Genomic DNA, 15,593 nt, shown 5'->3' with positions numbered 1-15,593 from the left:
GATGCGGGACGATGTAGAGGAGTTCGCGGCCCTGCTGCGCGAGCTGAAGGACCGCACGGACCGGAGCTACGGCTCCCTGGCCCGCCGCCTCAACATGAACACCTCCACGCTGTACCGGTACTGCGCGGGCGAGGCGGTGCCTCAGGACTTCGCCCCCGTTGAGCGGCTCGCGGCCTTCTGCGAGGCGACACCGCAGGAACGGCTCGAGCTGCACCGACTGTGGTTGTCGGCGGCGGCGGCTCGTCAGCGGACGCGTACGGCCGGTTCGCCGGAGGCGACGGTTGCGGCGCCGGACGGAGACGGAGATACGAACGGGAACGGGGACGGAGACGCGGAACGCATAGAGGAAGCCGGCTCCGCGGAGCAGCACGGAGACGATCCCGGCCCGGACGGGCCTGCTCCCTCCCTCGCTCCCCGCCCCTGGTACCGCCGCCGACGTGTTCTGGTATCCACCGCCATCGCCTGTGCGCTGCTCGCCACTCTCGGCAGCACGGCCGCCCTGTCGGACGACCACTCCTCCGAGGCGGACGCCGGCGCACTCCACCGATCGGCGAAGCCGTCGGCCACCGGTTCCCCTTCCCCTTCCGGCAGCGCCATGTCGTCCAGCCCCCGACCGCAGGCTCCCGCCCTGCCTGCCACCGCCGGCGCTCCCACCTCGGCCACCTCGGCTGCGAAGCCGACCACCGGTCTGCCCTTCACCTGGAGCACCGACTCCCTGGTCTGGGACAAGGGCTGCGACCACGACTACGTCATCGACAAGCCGCCCACGCAGGTGCCTTCGCCGCCGGTGGAGCAGGACGCCGGGGCGTGGGCGGCGACGCAGGGCGCGCTGCACGGGCGGCAGACGAGAGTGCAGATCTCGGTACAGGGACGGTCGTCCACGGCCGTGGTCTTGAAGGCGCTCCGCGTCCGCATCGTCAGCCGCGGCAACCCGGCCGCCGGGAGCGCGTACGCCATGGACCAGGGCTGCGGCAGCGACCTCACGCCCCGCCGTTTCACCGTGAACCTCGACGCCGACCGCCCCATCGCCCGCCCGAAGGACGGCGCCGACAGCGGACACACCATCCCGGCCGTGCACTTCCCTTACCTCGTCTCCGCCCAGGACCCGGAAGTGCTACTGGTCGCCGCGACGACACAGACCTACGACGCCCGCTGGTACCTCGAACTCGACTGGTCCTCCCAGGGCCGGACCGGCACGATCCGCATCGACGACGACGGCCGCCCGTTCCGCACCACCAGCGTCAAGGGAATGCCGCACTACTGGTACGGCACGAACGACGCAGGCGGGCGTGCCTGGGTCCCGTACGACAGCTAGGAAGCCTGCCCGGCGGATCAAGTGGCAGGACATCCGCGGCGCCTGCGTTCGTGAACGACTGCACAGCGCCGGCGGTTCGAGAGGAGACCGCCCGGGGCCGACCCTGTCGCTACGCAGGTTCTGGTTGACCTTTGTCCGCCGCGGAGTCGGGCGTGGCACTCACCGGCAGGAGTTGGAGGCGTTTCGCGGTGCGTCCGTCGCCGGAGGACTGACCGCGCAGACGGCGTCCGAGCCAGGGACCGAGGTATGCGGCCGCCCAGCGCAGTTCGGCTCCTGCGGCTTGCCAGCCCGTGGGAACCCTCTGTGGCGGGAGGGGGAGCGTCCACTGGTCGTCGCTGCCGGGCAGGTGGATGGCGTGTGCGAGGGCTGCGGCGATGCGTTCGTGGCCGAGTGGGCTGGCGTGGAGTCGGTCTGCGGTCCACAGCCGTGGGTCGGTGGTGACGGACGGTCGGCTGGTTTCGGCAACCGCGACTCCGTGTCGGGCGGCCGCAGCGCGGATGCAGCTGTTGAGGTCGAACACGCGGGACCTGATGGGCCGGGCGATGGGCGCGATCTTCCCGATGTCGGGGAAGGTCAGTGTCACCACATGGGTCCCGGCACCCGTGAGCGCGGCGAACATCTCTTCCAGGTCGCCGGCCACCTCTGCGGCGTTGAACCGGGGCCGGAGCAGGTCGTTGACCCCGGCGACGACGGTGGCCAGGTCGGGGCGAAGGGCCAGGGCAGGCCCCAACTGTTCCGCGCGGACCTGGCCCGCTGTATGTCCTCGTACGGCCAGATTGGCATACCTGAGACCGGGGTTGACGGCTGCGAGGTGCTCGGCGAACCGGTCGGCGAAGCCGCGTAGGCCGACGGTGTCGTCTCCGTCGCCCAGCCCTTCGGTCTGGCTGTCGCCCAGCGCGACGTAGCGCGAGTATTCACCGTTCGGCATGAGTCGTCCGCCTACTGCTGGGGCAGGGCGTGCCAGAAGCTCGCGACGCCGATGTCGAACGCCTTCGCCAGTGATATCCGCTGTACTCGCCGTCCAACAGCGCCGCCGGCACGGCATGTCGCAAGGCCATCGAAGCAGCCCCCTCCCTCTCCTCGACCGCCCCTGCATCATACCCAAGAAAGTGACTAATCATATCCTTGAGTACGCGTTTCGTGTACCTTCCCGTTCCGCTGCGCCGGCTGCTCCCGCATGCGGCGCCGCGCTGCGTGAGGCGCTTCAGCAGCTCGGCGAGGTCGTTGCACTGGCCTGTTCCCCTCTGGCGTGATTACAGTGCGCGGTGATGTGCTGACCCGTTGTCAGTGTCTGCTGCAACGATGGACGGTTGTGCGGGGATCACATCGCCGAGGGGGAGGCAGACGTTGCCTTGGGTCAGGGGTTACGTGCGCGCGGACGCCACGCTGGTACGGGGGTACCCACGGTGGGCTCCGAGTGCGCGCCGGGAGACGGGGATCTTAGCCGGGGGCGGGTTGGCAGTCGTGGTCGTGGGCAGCGGTGGTGTGGCCTCGGGGGCAGGGACCAGCCCGCGGACGCCGTCGACGATGCAGTATCCGGTCACGTTCGACACACGGGCCGGCAAGGTGCCGCGACCGCGGCCCGGGGTGTCGTATCCGATTCCGTGGGTGCGTGAGGACGGTGCCCTGTGACGCGACGGCACTCGACCCGGCGGCGCCCTGGCCGGCGGAGCAGGCGGCAGCAACAGGCACAGGCGCAACTGACCGGCCTGGCGGTCGGGGCGGTCGTGCTGACCAGCCTGATCGTGGGGGTGGTGAACTGGCTGCTGGCGCACTGGTGGCTGCTCGTCATCGCCGGGGTGCTCGCCCTGCTGGCGGGCATCGGCTGGTTCTACAGCCGGCGGCAGCAGGCCCGGTGGGAAGCCGTTCGTGCGCAGGCCCTGCGCTACGGTCTGCAGCAGCTGGACGCCCTGCACCATTCTCGGTTCGAGAATGCGGTACGGGACCTGATGCGCCGGGACGGCTGTCGGGACGCTGAACGCGTCGGTGGTCGCGGGGACCTGGGGGCGGATGTGAAGGCAACGGACCCGTTCGGGCGGCGTTGGGTGATCCAGTGCAAACACCGCCGCAACGGTGCCCGCGGTTCAGCTGTGGGTACGCCGGATCTACAGGTCCTCAACGGCACGGCCAGGCAAGTCCACGGTGCGGACGTCGCCGTCATCGTGACCAATGGGCGGGTGACCGCGCCGGCTGTCGCCTTCGCCGCACAGCAGCGGCTGCATGTGGTGGACCGCCAGACGTTGGCTGTGTGGGCATCGGGCTCACGCCCCCTGTGGGAGCTCTTGCGGGCACTCCCGCCACCCCGACGGCCAACTCCGCTGAGCTGAAGAGGAGGCAAGCGGGCCTGTCGGGGCAACGCCGGGGGCAGCACAGTCGGTTCAGATGGTGACGCGGCGGTTGTGGACGCGTCCGCTGCGGAGTTCGCGTCCCTATCCGTTGCGGCCGACCCGGGCGGTGATCGCATCGCCTGCGTGGATGATCGAGCTGAGCATGGTGTGGGCGGCCTGGAGTTGTTCGATGGAGCGGCTCAGGCGCTCGCGTTCGTGCTTGAGGTCCTGGGCCATTTCCTCGCAGGTTGGCGCCAGGATGGCTCCCTCGTCGGCCATGCAGGGCAGCACCTCACGGATCAGGTCGGTGTTCAGCCCGGCCTCGAGCAGGATCCGGATCCGGCGCACGGTGGCCACATCGGGTTCGTCGAACTCTCGATAGCCGCTGACTCGCCGCTGCGGTCGCAGCAACCCTTGCTGCTCGTAGTACCGAAGGCTCCTGGTGCTGACGCTCGTGCGCTTCGACAGCTCGCCGATGAACATGTGACTCCCGGCACAGAGGTTTGACTCTGACATCAACGTCAAGGTTTAGCGTAGCCGCCATGGCAACGAACCTCAGCACCCAGCAGTCACCGACCATCGATCCGAAGTCCCTGGCGGGTAAGAAAGCTGTCGTTACCGGCGGCACCCTGGGCATGGGCCGGGCCATCGTCCAGGCCTTGACCGACCGCGGCGCCGAAGTGATGTACACCGGGCGCAGCGACCATCGACTCGCCGAGGCCCAGGCGGCGCTCGACACTCCGCTGGCCCACCCGGTGCGCTCTGATGTCACTGACGCCGTCGCCATCGCCGCCCTCGGCGATCAGGTCGCCGAACGCTTGGGCCACATCGACTACCTGTTCGTCAATCAGGGCATCGCCGAGTTCCAGACGCTCGAAGAGGTCACTGAGGAATCGTGGGACCGCATCTTCAACGTCAACGCAAAGGGTGCCTTCTTCACCGTGCAGCGGCTGGCGCCGCTGGTGTCCGAGGGCGGCTCGATCGTGTTCACCCCGGTCTCCAACGACCGCATCTTCCCCGGTCTCAGCGCCTACTCCGGGGCGAAGGAGGCCGTCGCCGCCTTCACCAAGGTGCTCGCCGCCGAGCTGCTCCCCCGGAAGATCCGCGTCAACGCGATCGCCCCCGGCTTCATCCTCACCCCCACCATGGGCGTCGCCGAACTGACCGACGAGCAGCGGACCGAGTTCATCGAACAGGGCAACGCCTCCACACCGATGGGCCGAGGAGGCACCGTGGAGGAGGTCGCAGCAGCCGCGCTGTACCTGGCCGTCGAGGCCACCTTCACCACCGGCCTGGAACTGCCCGTGGACGGCGGTTTCGGGCAGGGCCTCGGCGAATGACCGACCCCACCCGGTAGGCGGCCTCGGACTGACTCCGCTGCGCCGAAGCGAACGTGTGCAGACCGCAGCCGGTCCTCCTGTGATCCGCTCAGCCGGTCGCAGGAGGACATGAATACCCACACGCGAGCTCTTCTCCGTCTGGCCGCCACCGCAGCAGCGTGCTGTTCGCCATGCTCCGCGACGGCGCCTTCTGCGAACCCCGCGTCCCCCGGTGACAGCCGCATGAACCATGCCCACGGACAGCTCGACCCACATCAACATCCTGTGTCGTCTGTCCACGCCGAGATCTCCGCGGCACCCCGGCGGACCGCTTCCTCGGGGTCCCGGACGAGCTGCCCGCAGACCGCCGCGACCTCCAGCACACCGTCCTTTCTCGCGAGCGCGTCCTGCACCCCGGTCTGCATCCAGTCGGCCTGGCCGTCGTCAGCGTCGGCAACCACGAGAGCGATGAGCCTTACTGAGGCCACCGTCCCCACCCGGGCCAGAGCCTCTGCCGTCTGCCGGGTCACCGCCGTGTCCTCACCGTCCAGCAGCAGCCCCACCAACGCTTCCGCAGCCTCGGGAACATCAGCGAAGGAAGCAAGGTCATGCCCTGCACGAACACGGTGCGACCACGAGGGAGACGAGGCCCCGGCCAAGGCCGCCTCCAACCCACTCATCATCTCCGACACGACAAGACAGTCTCATGCCATCGACATAGACCGAGCCGGGACCGAAGCCGCCCACGCGCCCTAACACCTACTCCGACAGGGTTGGGGGGCTGCTTGACTCTCCTACGAAGGGAGAGTCGAAGGTGGAGCACATGCGCATGGACGACACGTCGCGGCCTACGTGGAGCATCGGGGCCGTGGCCCGGCAGGTTGGTCTGCCGGTGAAAGTGGTCAGGCACTGGTCGGATGTGGGCGTCGTGGCGCCGGTCGGCCGGACCGCCGGCGGCTACCGCCGCTACGACACCGCCGGCGTGGCCCGGCTGCACCTGGCCCGAACTCTGCGGGACCTGGGGCTTGGGCTCGGTGAAATCCGGGCCGCCCTGGACCGCGAGGACGGGCTCTCGGAGGTCGCGGCCGCGCACGTCGAGGCGCTGGAGGCACAGATCCGCCGCCTGCGGACCCACCAGGCCGTCCTGCGCACCGTCACACGTCGCACCACCCATGAAGGACTCGCTCTCATGACCCGTACCGCCCACATGTCCCCCGATGAACGTCGCAAGCAGGTCCACGATTTCCTCACCGACACGCTTGGCGATCTGGATGTGCCCCACTTCCGCGAAGGGCTCCTCACGGCCGGCTCCGACCTTCCGGAAGATCCCACCGATGAGCAGGTTGAAGCGTGGCTGGAGCTGGGCGAGCTGGTCGCCGGCGGGGAGCTGCGTCCCGCCATGCGTCGTATCGCGGAGTACGCCGCCCGTCATGGCCAGGGAGCGCAGGACTCCGCCGTGGCGGAGGAAATGCGCGCCCTCACCGACACCTGGACCGCACGCGTCCGCACGGCGATGCAGGCCGGCACGGCAGCGGACTCCCCGGCTGCCGACCAAGTCGTCGCGGACATCGTCGCCGCCTGGCTGCTCAGCCGCGCGAACACCGCCGCCCCCGCCGTGACCTCCGACGGCGCCGCGGCACGCACCCTCCTGCACGCCCAGCTCACCGCGGCCGCCGAGCCCGCCGTCGAGCGCTTCTGGCAACTGCTGTGCGTTCTCGGCGGCCGCCCCGCACCCGCCGGGATCGCCGAGGAAGGACAGTGGCTGACCACCGCGCTGCGTGCCAACCCCGCGCCCGGCGCGCGCAACGCCCGGCTCGAAATCCTCTACACGGACGACACCGACCCCTGGCCGGGCGGTGTCCTGGACGCTTTCACCCGCGTCCAGGACACCGTCGGCACACTTGTGCGCGCAACGGCGCCGGACCGGTTCGGCCTGCCGACCCCCTGCGAAGACTGGACGGTACGGGATCTGCTCAACCATCTGGTGTGGGAGAACATCATCTGGGGCGGCCTGGCCCAGGGCACGCCCCCCACCGACGGCCACACCGAGGACCACCTCGGCGACAACCACGTCGCCGCCTTCGAGACCGCCGCCGCCAGAGCTCGCGACGCCTTCCGGCAACCGGACCTGCTGAACCGCTCTTTCGGCCCGGCACCCGGCCGTCGCGTGGTCGAGCAGCTCCTCGTCGAGCTGCTCGTGCACGGCTGGGACCTCGCGACCGCGCTCGGCCACGACCGCGACCTGGAACCCGACATCGCGCGCGCCGCTCTACCAGTCGTCCGGGAGATCTACGGCGACCTGCCCCGCACCGCCGGCGGATCCATCGCCTCAGCGCAGCCCTCACCCGAACACGCCCCGGCCCTCGACCACGTGGCTGCATTCCTCGGTCGTCGCATCCCGCACTGTTGATGGACAACGGAGTTGTCAGTTGGTGTCGGTGACAGGCTGTGAGGGTTTCACCTGTGGGAGACCCGCCTTCAGTGTCCTGGGATCACCAACCCCGATTCGTAAGCCACCACCACGGCCTGTGCCCTGCTGTCCAGGTCCAGTTTGGTCATCGTGCGGTTGAGGTGGGTCTTGACGGTCGCCTCGCTGATGTAGAGGCGCTCAGCGATCTCCAGATTGGACAGCCCGCGTGCGATCAGTTCCAGGACCTCCCGTTCGCGGGATGTCAACGCGTCCAGGTTGGAGGGCTGTTCGCACGCGGTCTGTCGGGCGTACGCCTCCACCAGGCGGCGGGTGACGCTGGGCGCGAAGAGTGCGTCCCCACCGGCGATCGCGGCCACGGCGGCGAGCAGCCGTTCCGGCCCGGAGTCCTTGAGGAGGAACCCGCAGGCTCCGGCGCGCAGCGCCCCGTACACGTACTCGTCGAGGTCGAAGGTGGTCAGCATCAGGATCCGGGGCGGGGGGTCGTCGGCGCGGGCGAGGATGCGTTCGGTGGCCTCGATGCCGTTCATGCCGGGCATCCGGACATCCATCAGGATCACCTCGGGGGCGGTCCGGGCGGCCAGGAGCACGCCCTCCGCGCCGTCGCTCGCCTCGCCGACCACCTCGATGCCGGGTGCGGCACGCAGCAGCCCCACCAGGCCCGCCCGGATGAGGAACTGGTCGTCCACGACGAGCACTCTGGTCATGTGGTGGCGTCGTCCCCCTGCTGTGCGGCCCGCGCGGAGGTCGGCAGGATCAGCCGCACGGCGAAGCCACCTTGGTCCTGCGGACCGATGTTGATCTGCCCGCCGTAGAGCTTGGCCCGCTCCCGCATGCCAGGCAAGCCGTGTCCGCCGCCGGTTCGTACTCTGTCTGGAATCACCCCCTCTCCGTCGTCCGTGACCGAAACCGTCACCTGGTGCGGTTCATACCTCAGCCGTACCTGCGCACTCGCTCCCGGCGCGTGCTTGAGGACGTTGGTGAGGGCCTCCTGCACCACCCGGTAGGCGCACAGTTCCACGCCGGGGGCCAGTGGGCGCTCGATGCCCTCGACAGCCAGGGCGACCCGGGTCCCGCCGGCGCGGACGCGGTCGGTCATCTCGCTGAGGCGGGCCAGGCTCGGCATCGGGCCGGCGGGGGCACCGTCGTCGGACGCGCGCAGCAGCATGAGCATGCGGCGCAGCTCTTCGAGGGCCTCCTTGCCGGTGGCTTCTATGGTGTCGAGCGCGGTACGCGTGGTCTGGCGGTCGGTGTCGAAGACGAACCGGGCAAGACCGGTCTGCACGGAGATCACGGACATGTGATGGGCGACGACGTCGTGCAGTTCGCGGGCGATCCGGCCACGTTCCTCGGCCACCTCACGCCGGGCCCGCTCGGCCTGTTCCCGGTGCAACTGCCGGGCCAGCTCGGTCGAGCGGCGGGCAAGGACGCCGAACCGCCACAGCATCGCCGGGTAGACCACGGCTTGTCCGGCGACGGAAGCCCAGGAGTCGGTGTGGTTCACCGCACCCGCGTAGATCCAGACCCCGCCCATCAGCGCGGCGCAGGGGACGGAGACGCGCGGCACCAGCAGGGAGGCGACGGTGTAGACGGCGAGCATGGGGCCGAAGCTGCACACCACGGGCCAGTAGCCGGCGGTGATGTACACCAGCCACGTCGCGTGCACGAGACAGCAGACCACGACGGGAGCCCGGCCCCGGAGGACGAGCGGCAGGTGGACCAGGACGACCAGCGCGTAGGCGGTCGCGTCGAGCGGATTCTGCCCCTGGCGCGCGGCCTCCGGCCCCAGCAGTAAGGCCACGCCGGTCAGCGCCGCCACGATCATCGTGTCGACGGCGAGGGGGCGGATCCGCATCGCAGCAGCGTAAGGCCTGCCTGCCTGATGGGCGTCAACCTTGCGCGGTACCGCGGAAGTTGCAGGAACCGGGCGGCTACCGCACCAGTCTGCGCGAGGGTTCAACCCTCCGTGGGACGCGGGTCGTTCACCGCGGACCGTACGTTCTGGATCACAAAGTCCGGCGTCCACCGACCATCGGCGATCGACCCGCTGTCGAGGTCTCCCGGACCCCCGCATGCCTTGAGAGAAGGAGCTGTACCATGCCGAGAGCTGTCCTGGAACGTGGCCCGATTCGATCCCTCACCAACGCGCTTCTCGCGGCCGTCATGCTGTTCGGTGCCAGCGCCGCGATCGCGCCGGCCGCGCACGCCGCCGCCCAGGGGGAATGCGGCTGGAGGCCCACCGCCAACGGCGAGGGACGCGCGACGATGAAGTGGGGAGTCAACCTCACGGACGGACCCTACGAGTCCGGGTGCGGCACCTGGGGATGGGTTTCGGCAGGCAGCACGGTCTACCTCCACTGCTGGACAAAAAACGCGTACGGCAACGTGTGGTGGCATGTCCGGCTCGCTGGATCCCAGCTCGACGGCTGGACCTCGGACGCCAATCTGCAGGGCACCTCGGTGGACGAGAACGGTGACGGACAGATCACCTTCTACCAGTGCTGAGCGCTCCGCCGGAGGTGCGGCGAGGTGTTGTCCGTCCGCTCCGGCGACTCGTGTGTCGTGTGTCGTGACTGGTCGTGCTCAGACCGAGTCCGACCTCCGACGCGCGGATCGCCCGGAGTAGAGACCAGGATCCAGCAACCTCGCTGACAGACCGCCCTCCGCCACCGCTGACGCGGCGGCGGAGGGCTCCTCGGCGGTCTTCGTCCAGATCGCCACTGGATCTCAAGCCGGCCGTTTTGTGACGGGCCCCGGAACGGGGGCAGCACCTCAGCTCCCGATGCTTTCCACGATGACGTCGCCGAAACGGGCGAGTGAGCGCGGGCGGAAGCGTGAGCGAGAACAGGGAGAACGCGGGGTGACCTTCGGCACATCGGAGGTCTTCCGCCAGGTCGGTGGTTGCATCCTGCAATTGTTTCCCGCGTGTTGCTCCTGGCGCACTGTTCCCGCAGGACGTGCACGTGTCACCCGATCTCTGACACGGCGTCATATCGGCGTCGTCGCACACGAGTAGGGCGGAACCTCTTCGTCCGAGGGGGCGGCGACGGTTGCCGACAAGCACTTCCATGTGCCGTTCAAACCTCTAGTCTGCTGCCAGCCCCCCACAGGGCCTTCCCCCGCGGCGTGGGCGGGACTCCCGCCCGTACCACCGAGAACAGGCGGCCGAGGGTATGCAACCACTGCACCCAGAAGATCCCGAGCAGCTAGGGCCCTACCGTCCGGTGGCCCGTCTTGGAGCAGGCGGGATGGGCCGCGTCTATCTGGCCACCTCGTCAGCCGGCCGCGCCGTCGCGGTCAAGGTCATCCGTCCTGAGATGGCCGAGGACAAGAACTTCCGGATCCGCTTTCGGCGCGAGGTGGCGGCCGCAGCGGCGGTAGGCGGCATGTACACGGCGTCCGTGGTGGACGCCGCGCCGGACGACGAGACGCCATGGCTCGCCACCGCCTACGTACCCGGCCCCACCCTGGCCGAGGCGGTCGCCGCACACGGGCCGCTGCCGGTGGAGACGGTCCTCGCGCTGGGCGCGGGCATCGCCGAGGCGCTGATCGCGGTGCACGCCGAGGGGCTGGTGCACCGCGACCTCAAGCCGTCCAACGTACTGCTCGCCGAGGACGGTCCGCGCGTCATCGACTTCGGCATCGTCCGGGCCCGGGACGGCTACCAGCTCACCGGCTCCAGCGGCCTGTTCGGCTCGCTCGACTACGTCTGTCCCGAACAGGCCACCGGCCATCCGGTGGGACCGGAGGGAGACGTCTTCTGTCTCGGCTCGGTGCTGGCGTTCGCGGCGTCGGGACACGCGCCGTTCAACGGGGCCGCCGCGGCCACCCTGCTCTACCAGGTGGTCCACGGTTCGGCCGATCTGACCCTGGTGCCCGAGCCACTGGACAAGATCATCAGCCTCTGTCACGCCAAGGATCCGTCCCTTCGTATCGACCCCGACCGACTCTCTGCGGCCTGCGCGCCCGGCGGTGCCGAACAGGTGCTGACGGAGGGCTGGCTGCCCGCGCGGGTGCTCACCATGATCGACGACCGCCGGGCGGCCGCGACGGATCTCGACCGCCTCGCGCGGACCCTGACGTCCGCACGACCCGCGGCCGACGCAGCGGGCGCCGGGGCTCCCACCGCGTCCGGCCGATACGGGTCGGGCCGGCTGCCGGTGGGACCGTCGTCGCACGGGACCGACGGCGGAAACAGCGCGGCGGCGGACCCGGACCACGTCCTCCCGGCCGGGGACGCCGACAACCGCACCGCCGGTGGAACCGGATCCACCGGTGGAGCGCCGCCCACGGCCGAGCCGCCGGAGCGGAGACCCCCGGCGGCCGCGGCCGAATCGGCGGAGCCGGCGCAACCCGCGACGGACCGTTCCGCCGCACCCGCGCACCGCCGTACCCCCGAACGCTCCCGTGTCGGCCGGCGCACCCTCCTCGCCGCGACCGCGGGCGCGGCCCTCGCCGGTGGCACCGCCCTCGTCGTCAGAGGAAGAACCAGCGGGCAGCGGGCGCGTCGGCCCGGCCCCGCCCCCGAACCGACCTGGGTCTACCGCGGCGGCCCGCTGCTCCAGACCCCGGCCGTCTTCAACGACGGCACGGCCCTGCTCAAGAGCCGCCCGGGCAACATGATCTGCCTCGACCTGAGGAACGGCTCCCAGCCCGAATGGGTCTACCAGGGCATCAGCCTCTCGCCCAGCCCCGTCCTGCTGGCCAACGACGCCGCGGTCGCCCTCGGCACCGGTGCGACTCTGATCGGCGTCGACCTGGCCGGCGGCGCCGAGAAGTTCACCCTCGACTTCGGCCGGAACTTCCAGTTCGATCAACTCCTCGGTGGATACGACGGCTACGTCGTCTCGGTCCTCGGCGCCAAGCTGGACCGCCGGTCAGAGGAGGAGGGCGTCGCGACCTCCACCAGCGCGGTCTTCGGCGTCGACCTCAAGGCCCGCCGGGCCGTCGTCATCCCGATCGACCCCGCGGACGTCGGCGTGTCCCTCAAGCCCGTCATCACTTCCGACTACTTCGTCTACGCCGACGGGCTGCGCAACGTCACGGTCCGCAGCACCCGCGACACCGGTGGCCTGCGCTGGCGGTACCCGGTGGGCTACGACCTGCGGCCGGGTCTGGCGGTGCTCGGCGCAACCGTCTTCGCCATCGGCTCCGAGGTCATCGCCCTGGACCTCGCCACCGGAAAGCTCCGCTGGAAGGCGAAGGCGGAACGCGGCATGTTCGCCTCCCTCGGGACGGGCGGCAACACGGTCTACGCCACGGGCACCGATCCCTACGGCGTCCACGCCTTCAACGCGGCGACCGGCGCCCGGCGCTGGTTCTGCGAGACCCCCCGCCTCAACGTCGACCACCCGATCGCGGTGGGGGCGGACGCCGTCCACGTGCCGGCCTTCGAGAACAGGAACGGCTTCTACGCGATCGGCGCCGCCTCCGGCCGTCTGCTGTGGAACTTCACCGACGGCCGCGAGACCGGCGTCAACGACTGGCAGCTCTCCTGCGACGGGGCCGGACACCTCGTGGCCCAGCACTTCGACCGGACCTACGGACTGACCGTCACCTGAGGACCGACCGGGCCCCGGACAGCCGTATCGCACCCGTACTACCCGTTCCACCTGTACTACGCGTACTTCCAGTACAACGTGCACTACCGGAACGAGGACTTGCAGTGCCGGTGAAACCCCGACGAGCCGACCTGTCGCTCGTGCGGGACGACATCGAGAGGCGCGAGCGTTCGTCCTGAACAGGAGCGCGCGACCGGGCGCCTGGAGCCACTGAGCTCTTTCAGCGTTGCCGCGTCAGGGTGAGTACCGTCGTGGCGATTGACGACACCCGATTCGGGCTGCACCGGGACCTACGGAAGATCCGCCAGGCTTTCAGACGGACCTCAGCCCGCTCCACCGGTGCCCAGCCGCGGAGCCCGCGTGGTTGACCGTGCACGTGTCGGTAACTGGCCGTCGCCCGGAGGGAGCCAGACCGGTGCCGTCACCCATCGGGCCGGCGTCCGGACATGGCACGGTCGGCTCGGCTCGCCGAGCCTTTGAAGCCGACCTCCGTCATCAGTGACGGAGGTCGGCTTCGGGGCGCTGACAGGGAGGGACGCCCTCGCGCCCCTTCCGTCTCACGCTCCTCTGGGGGACTCCCTTGACCACGACACCGTCCGGCGGCCGTCGCAGACGCCGGATACGCATCGCCCTGCCCGTCGCCGCCGCCGGTGTCGCCGCGACCGTCGCCGCCGTGATGATGACCTCCTCCGCCGGTGCGGCCACCGCCGTGCCGACCCCGACGGTCAAGCCGGCCATCGGCTCGCCCTCGCTCTCCATCCTGGAGAAGCGCATCGCGGGCGCCCTCGCCGACAAGGAGACCGCGGATCAGACGACCAGGGAGGCGTCGCCGAGCTCCGCCCCGAACACGGCGGGCGTCGAACCGATGATCATCGGTGGCAGCGAGACCACCATCAGCACGGCCCCGTGGATGGCCCAGCTCTGGTACCACGACGACAGGAACACCAGCGACACCAGCGACGACGTGGACCTCTTCTGCGGCGGCGCGGTCGTGGCGCCGACGAAGATCCTCACCGCCGCCCACTGCCTCAGGAACGACAACAGGAACTACAACTGGCAGGCCCACGGCGCCGTCGTCACGGGTACCGACCAGTTGCCCACCACCAGCTCCACCGGCACCACGGACCTGCACGGTGGGCAGGCCACGGCCGTGCTGCGCCAGTGGTGGCAGCCGGGATACGACCCCGTGGACAAGGAGACGGGGAGGAACGCGAGCGACCTCGGCCTGCTCACCCTGGCCGTCCCGGTCAAGGCCACGCCGATCCGCATGGTCGGCCACGGCGACACCGGCTCGTACGCCGCCGGCACCCAGGCCAAGGTCTACGGCTGGGGCCGTACCAGCTCCACCAGCCAGGACACCTCCCAGACGCTGCGGACGGCCACCCTGACCCTGCAGTCCGACAGCACCTGCTCCGGCGTCTACGATTCCGCCTTCGTCGCGGGAAGCATGGTCTGCGCGGGCACCCAGAGCGGAAGCGACACCGGTACCAGCGCGATGTGCGACGGTGACTTCGGCGGCCCGCTCGTGGTGGGCGGCAGGATCGCCGGCGTGGCGTCCTTCGGCTATTACAACGACTGTGTGGCGAAGGGCTACCACAGCGTCTTCACCAAGGTGAGTGCCTACGTCGGATCCGCCTAATGGACGATCGACTGGTTGAGCAGCAGATCCGTGCCGATCTGCGCGTCGGTGAGGCGGATGCCGTTGTGGAAACGGCAGCGCGGCAGATGCAGATCGACGACACGAACCTGAGCACCTTCAACAGCAAGGCCGACGGCAAGGCCGACATCTTCGTCCGGAACTCCTCCACGAAGACCGGCTACGAGAAGGACTCCAACGGCAGCTCATTCGGTGCCCGCGCCTCCTGGGGCAACTGGGGCGGCGCCAACCTGGTCCTCCAGACAGACCTCAACCGGGACGGCTACCAGGACTTGATCGACCGGGTCAGCTCCACCGGTGACGTGTACTGGAAGCATTTCGTGCTCAACAGCGCCCGCACGAACGGTTCGTGGACCGACACGAAGATCTTCACCGGCTGGAAGACCCGCACCAGGATCATCGCGCCGGGCGACGTCACCGGCGACTACCTGCCCGACATCCTCTCGGTGGACTCCAGCGGGACACTGTGGATCTACCCGGGCAAGGGCAACGGCACCTTGGGCTCCCGCTTCTCGGTCCGCACCGGCTGGAACCAGTACAACTCCGTGCGCGGCCACGGCGACCTCACCGGTGACGGCAAAGCCGACCTGCTCGCCCGCCAGTCCAGCACCGGCGACCTGTACCTGTACAAGGGCACCGGCAAGGCCGGCTCCGAGGCCTTCTCCTCCAGGATCAAGGTGCGCAGCGCCTGGACCGGCTACAACGCCTTCGACGCGGTCGGCGACATCAGCGGCGACGGCAAGGCCGACTTCCTGGCCCGCACCCCCGGCGGCACGCTCTACCTCTACAAGGGCACCGGGAAGGCGACCACCGAAATCTTCGCCACCCCGATCGCGGTCGGCACCGGCTTCCAGCAGTACGACATCTGGGGCTGAACCCGCAGCTGAGCCGGGCTCCCTCGGGGTAATCGGGTGGGTCAGCCGAGTTGTTCAAGCTCCGCGAGTTCGTCGGGATCGGCCCGGAAGACCGGGTCCGAGCCCGGCGGC

General features: G+C 69.8%; 13 protein-coding genes and 3 pseudogenes. 9 read left to right on the top strand and 7 right to left on the bottom strand.

The annotated features are described in order from the left end of the window. Position 1 precedes the first annotated feature (1 nt). Complete coding sequence (locus KUM49_RS30410; RefSeq protein ID WP_217240176.1) at positions 2-1,315, top strand: helix-turn-helix transcriptional regulator; 1,314 nt, start codon at positions 2-4, stop codon at positions 1,313-1,315. A 109-nt stretch (positions 1,316-1,424) separates the two neighbouring features. Here the strand turns inward: KUM49_RS30410 and KUM49_RS30405 are convergent, their stop codons facing one another. After that, complete coding sequence (locus KUM49_RS30405; RefSeq protein ID WP_217240175.1) at positions 1,425-2,243, bottom strand: SGNH/GDSL hydrolase family protein; 819 nt, start codon at positions 2,241-2,243, stop codon at positions 1,425-1,427. Between the two features lie 14 nt (positions 2,244-2,257). Next, positions 2,258-2,373: pseudogene (locus KUM49_RS48745) on the bottom strand (PadR family transcriptional regulator); the annotation flags it as partial. A gap of 570 nt (positions 2,374-2,943) precedes the next feature. On the opposite strand from KUM49_RS48745, the gene KUM49_RS30400 reads away from it, so the two are divergent. After that, positions 2,944-3,642, top strand: a complete 699-nt coding sequence (locus tag KUM49_RS30400; RefSeq protein WP_217240174.1) for a restriction endonuclease — start codon at positions 2,944-2,946, stop codon at positions 3,640-3,642. 102 nt (positions 3,643-3,744) lie between these two features. Here KUM49_RS30400 and KUM49_RS30395 read toward each other — a convergent pair whose 3' ends face one another. Then, entirely contained in the window at positions 3,745-4,125 is a 381-nt protein-coding gene (locus KUM49_RS30395; protein ID WP_217240173.1) for a MerR family transcriptional regulator, read from the bottom strand. Between the two features lie 59 nt (positions 4,126-4,184). Between KUM49_RS30395 and KUM49_RS30390 the strand changes: the two genes are divergently transcribed. Further along, positions 4,185-4,982 (top strand): SDR family NAD(P)-dependent oxidoreductase, encoded by a 798-nt coding sequence (locus tag KUM49_RS30390; RefSeq protein WP_217240172.1) that lies wholly within the window; start codon positions 4,185-4,187, stop codon positions 4,980-4,982. Positions 4,983-5,063: 81 nt separating this feature from the next. Continuing rightward, positions 5,064-5,197: pseudogene (locus KUM49_RS50810) on the top strand (IS110 family transposase); the annotation flags it as partial. A gap of 39 nt (positions 5,198-5,236) precedes the next feature. On the opposite strand, the gene KUM49_RS30385 reads toward KUM49_RS50810, so the two are convergent. Next, positions 5,237-5,644 (bottom strand): HEAT repeat domain-containing protein, encoded by a 408-nt coding sequence (locus KUM49_RS30385; RefSeq protein WP_254402024.1) that lies wholly within the window; start codon positions 5,642-5,644, stop codon positions 5,237-5,239. Positions 5,645-5,829: 185 nt separating this feature from the next. On the opposite strand from KUM49_RS30385, the gene KUM49_RS30380 reads away from it, so the two are divergent. Continuing rightward, entirely contained in the window at positions 5,830-7,371 is a 1,542-nt protein-coding gene (locus KUM49_RS30380; protein WP_308406804.1) for a TIGR03086 family metal-binding protein, read from the top strand. Between the two features lie 68 nt (positions 7,372-7,439). Here KUM49_RS30380 and KUM49_RS30375 read toward each other — a convergent pair whose 3' ends face one another. Together KUM49_RS30375 and KUM49_RS30370 are read right to left on the bottom strand one after the other, a co-directional pair. Beyond that, the gene (locus KUM49_RS30375) at positions 7,440-8,096 is read right to left on the bottom strand and encodes a response regulator transcription factor (protein WP_217240170.1); all 657 of its coding nucleotides are present in this window, start codon (positions 8,094-8,096) and stop codon (positions 7,440-7,442) included. Beyond that, a complete protein-coding gene (locus KUM49_RS30370) occupies positions 8,093-9,244 on the bottom strand; it encodes a sensor histidine kinase (RefSeq protein ID WP_217240169.1) in 1,152 nt (383 codons plus the stop codon). The genes KUM49_RS30375 and KUM49_RS30370 overlap by 4 nt, the downstream gene beginning before the upstream one ends. Before the next feature lie 242 nt (positions 9,245-9,486). On the opposite strand from KUM49_RS30370, the gene KUM49_RS30365 reads away from it, so the two are divergent. Both KUM49_RS30365 and KUM49_RS30360 read left to right on the top strand, forming a co-directional pair. Next, positions 9,487-9,894, top strand: coding sequence for a hypothetical protein (locus tag KUM49_RS30365; RefSeq protein ID WP_217240168.1), 408 nt, complete (start codon positions 9,487-9,489; stop codon positions 9,892-9,894). Positions 9,895-10,562: 668 nt separating this feature from the next. Next, on the top strand, positions 10,563-12,950 hold the full coding sequence (locus tag KUM49_RS30360) for a PQQ-binding-like beta-propeller repeat protein (protein ID WP_217240167.1): 2,388 nt from the start codon (positions 10,563-10,565) through the stop codon (positions 12,948-12,950). Positions 12,951-13,170: 220 nt separating this feature from the next. Here KUM49_RS30360 and KUM49_RS30355 read toward each other — a convergent pair. Continuing rightward, positions 13,171-13,293, bottom strand: a pseudogene (locus KUM49_RS30355) (IS5/IS1182 family transposase); the annotation flags it as partial. A gap of 237 nt (positions 13,294-13,530) precedes the next feature. Here KUM49_RS30355 and KUM49_RS50335 point away from each other — a divergent pair. Together KUM49_RS50335 and KUM49_RS50330 are read left to right on the top strand one after the other, a co-directional pair. After that, positions 13,531-14,589: a serine protease gene (locus KUM49_RS50335; RefSeq protein ID WP_308406802.1), complete on the top strand. Its 1,059-nt coding sequence runs from the start codon at positions 13,531-13,533 to the stop codon at positions 14,587-14,589. Between the two features lie 86 nt (positions 14,590-14,675). Beyond that, positions 14,676-15,482, top strand: coding sequence for a VCBS repeat-containing protein (locus tag KUM49_RS50330; protein ID WP_308406809.1), 807 nt, complete (start codon positions 14,676-14,678; stop codon positions 15,480-15,482). The last annotated feature ends 111 nt before the right edge of the window (positions 15,483-15,593 follow it).

Source organism: Streptomyces sp. AC555_RSS877 (assembly GCF_019049245.1).
Lineage (GTDB): Bacteria > Actinomycetota > Actinomycetes > Streptomycetales > Streptomycetaceae > Streptomyces.
This window is presented reverse-complemented; position numbering and strand designations above follow the sequence as displayed.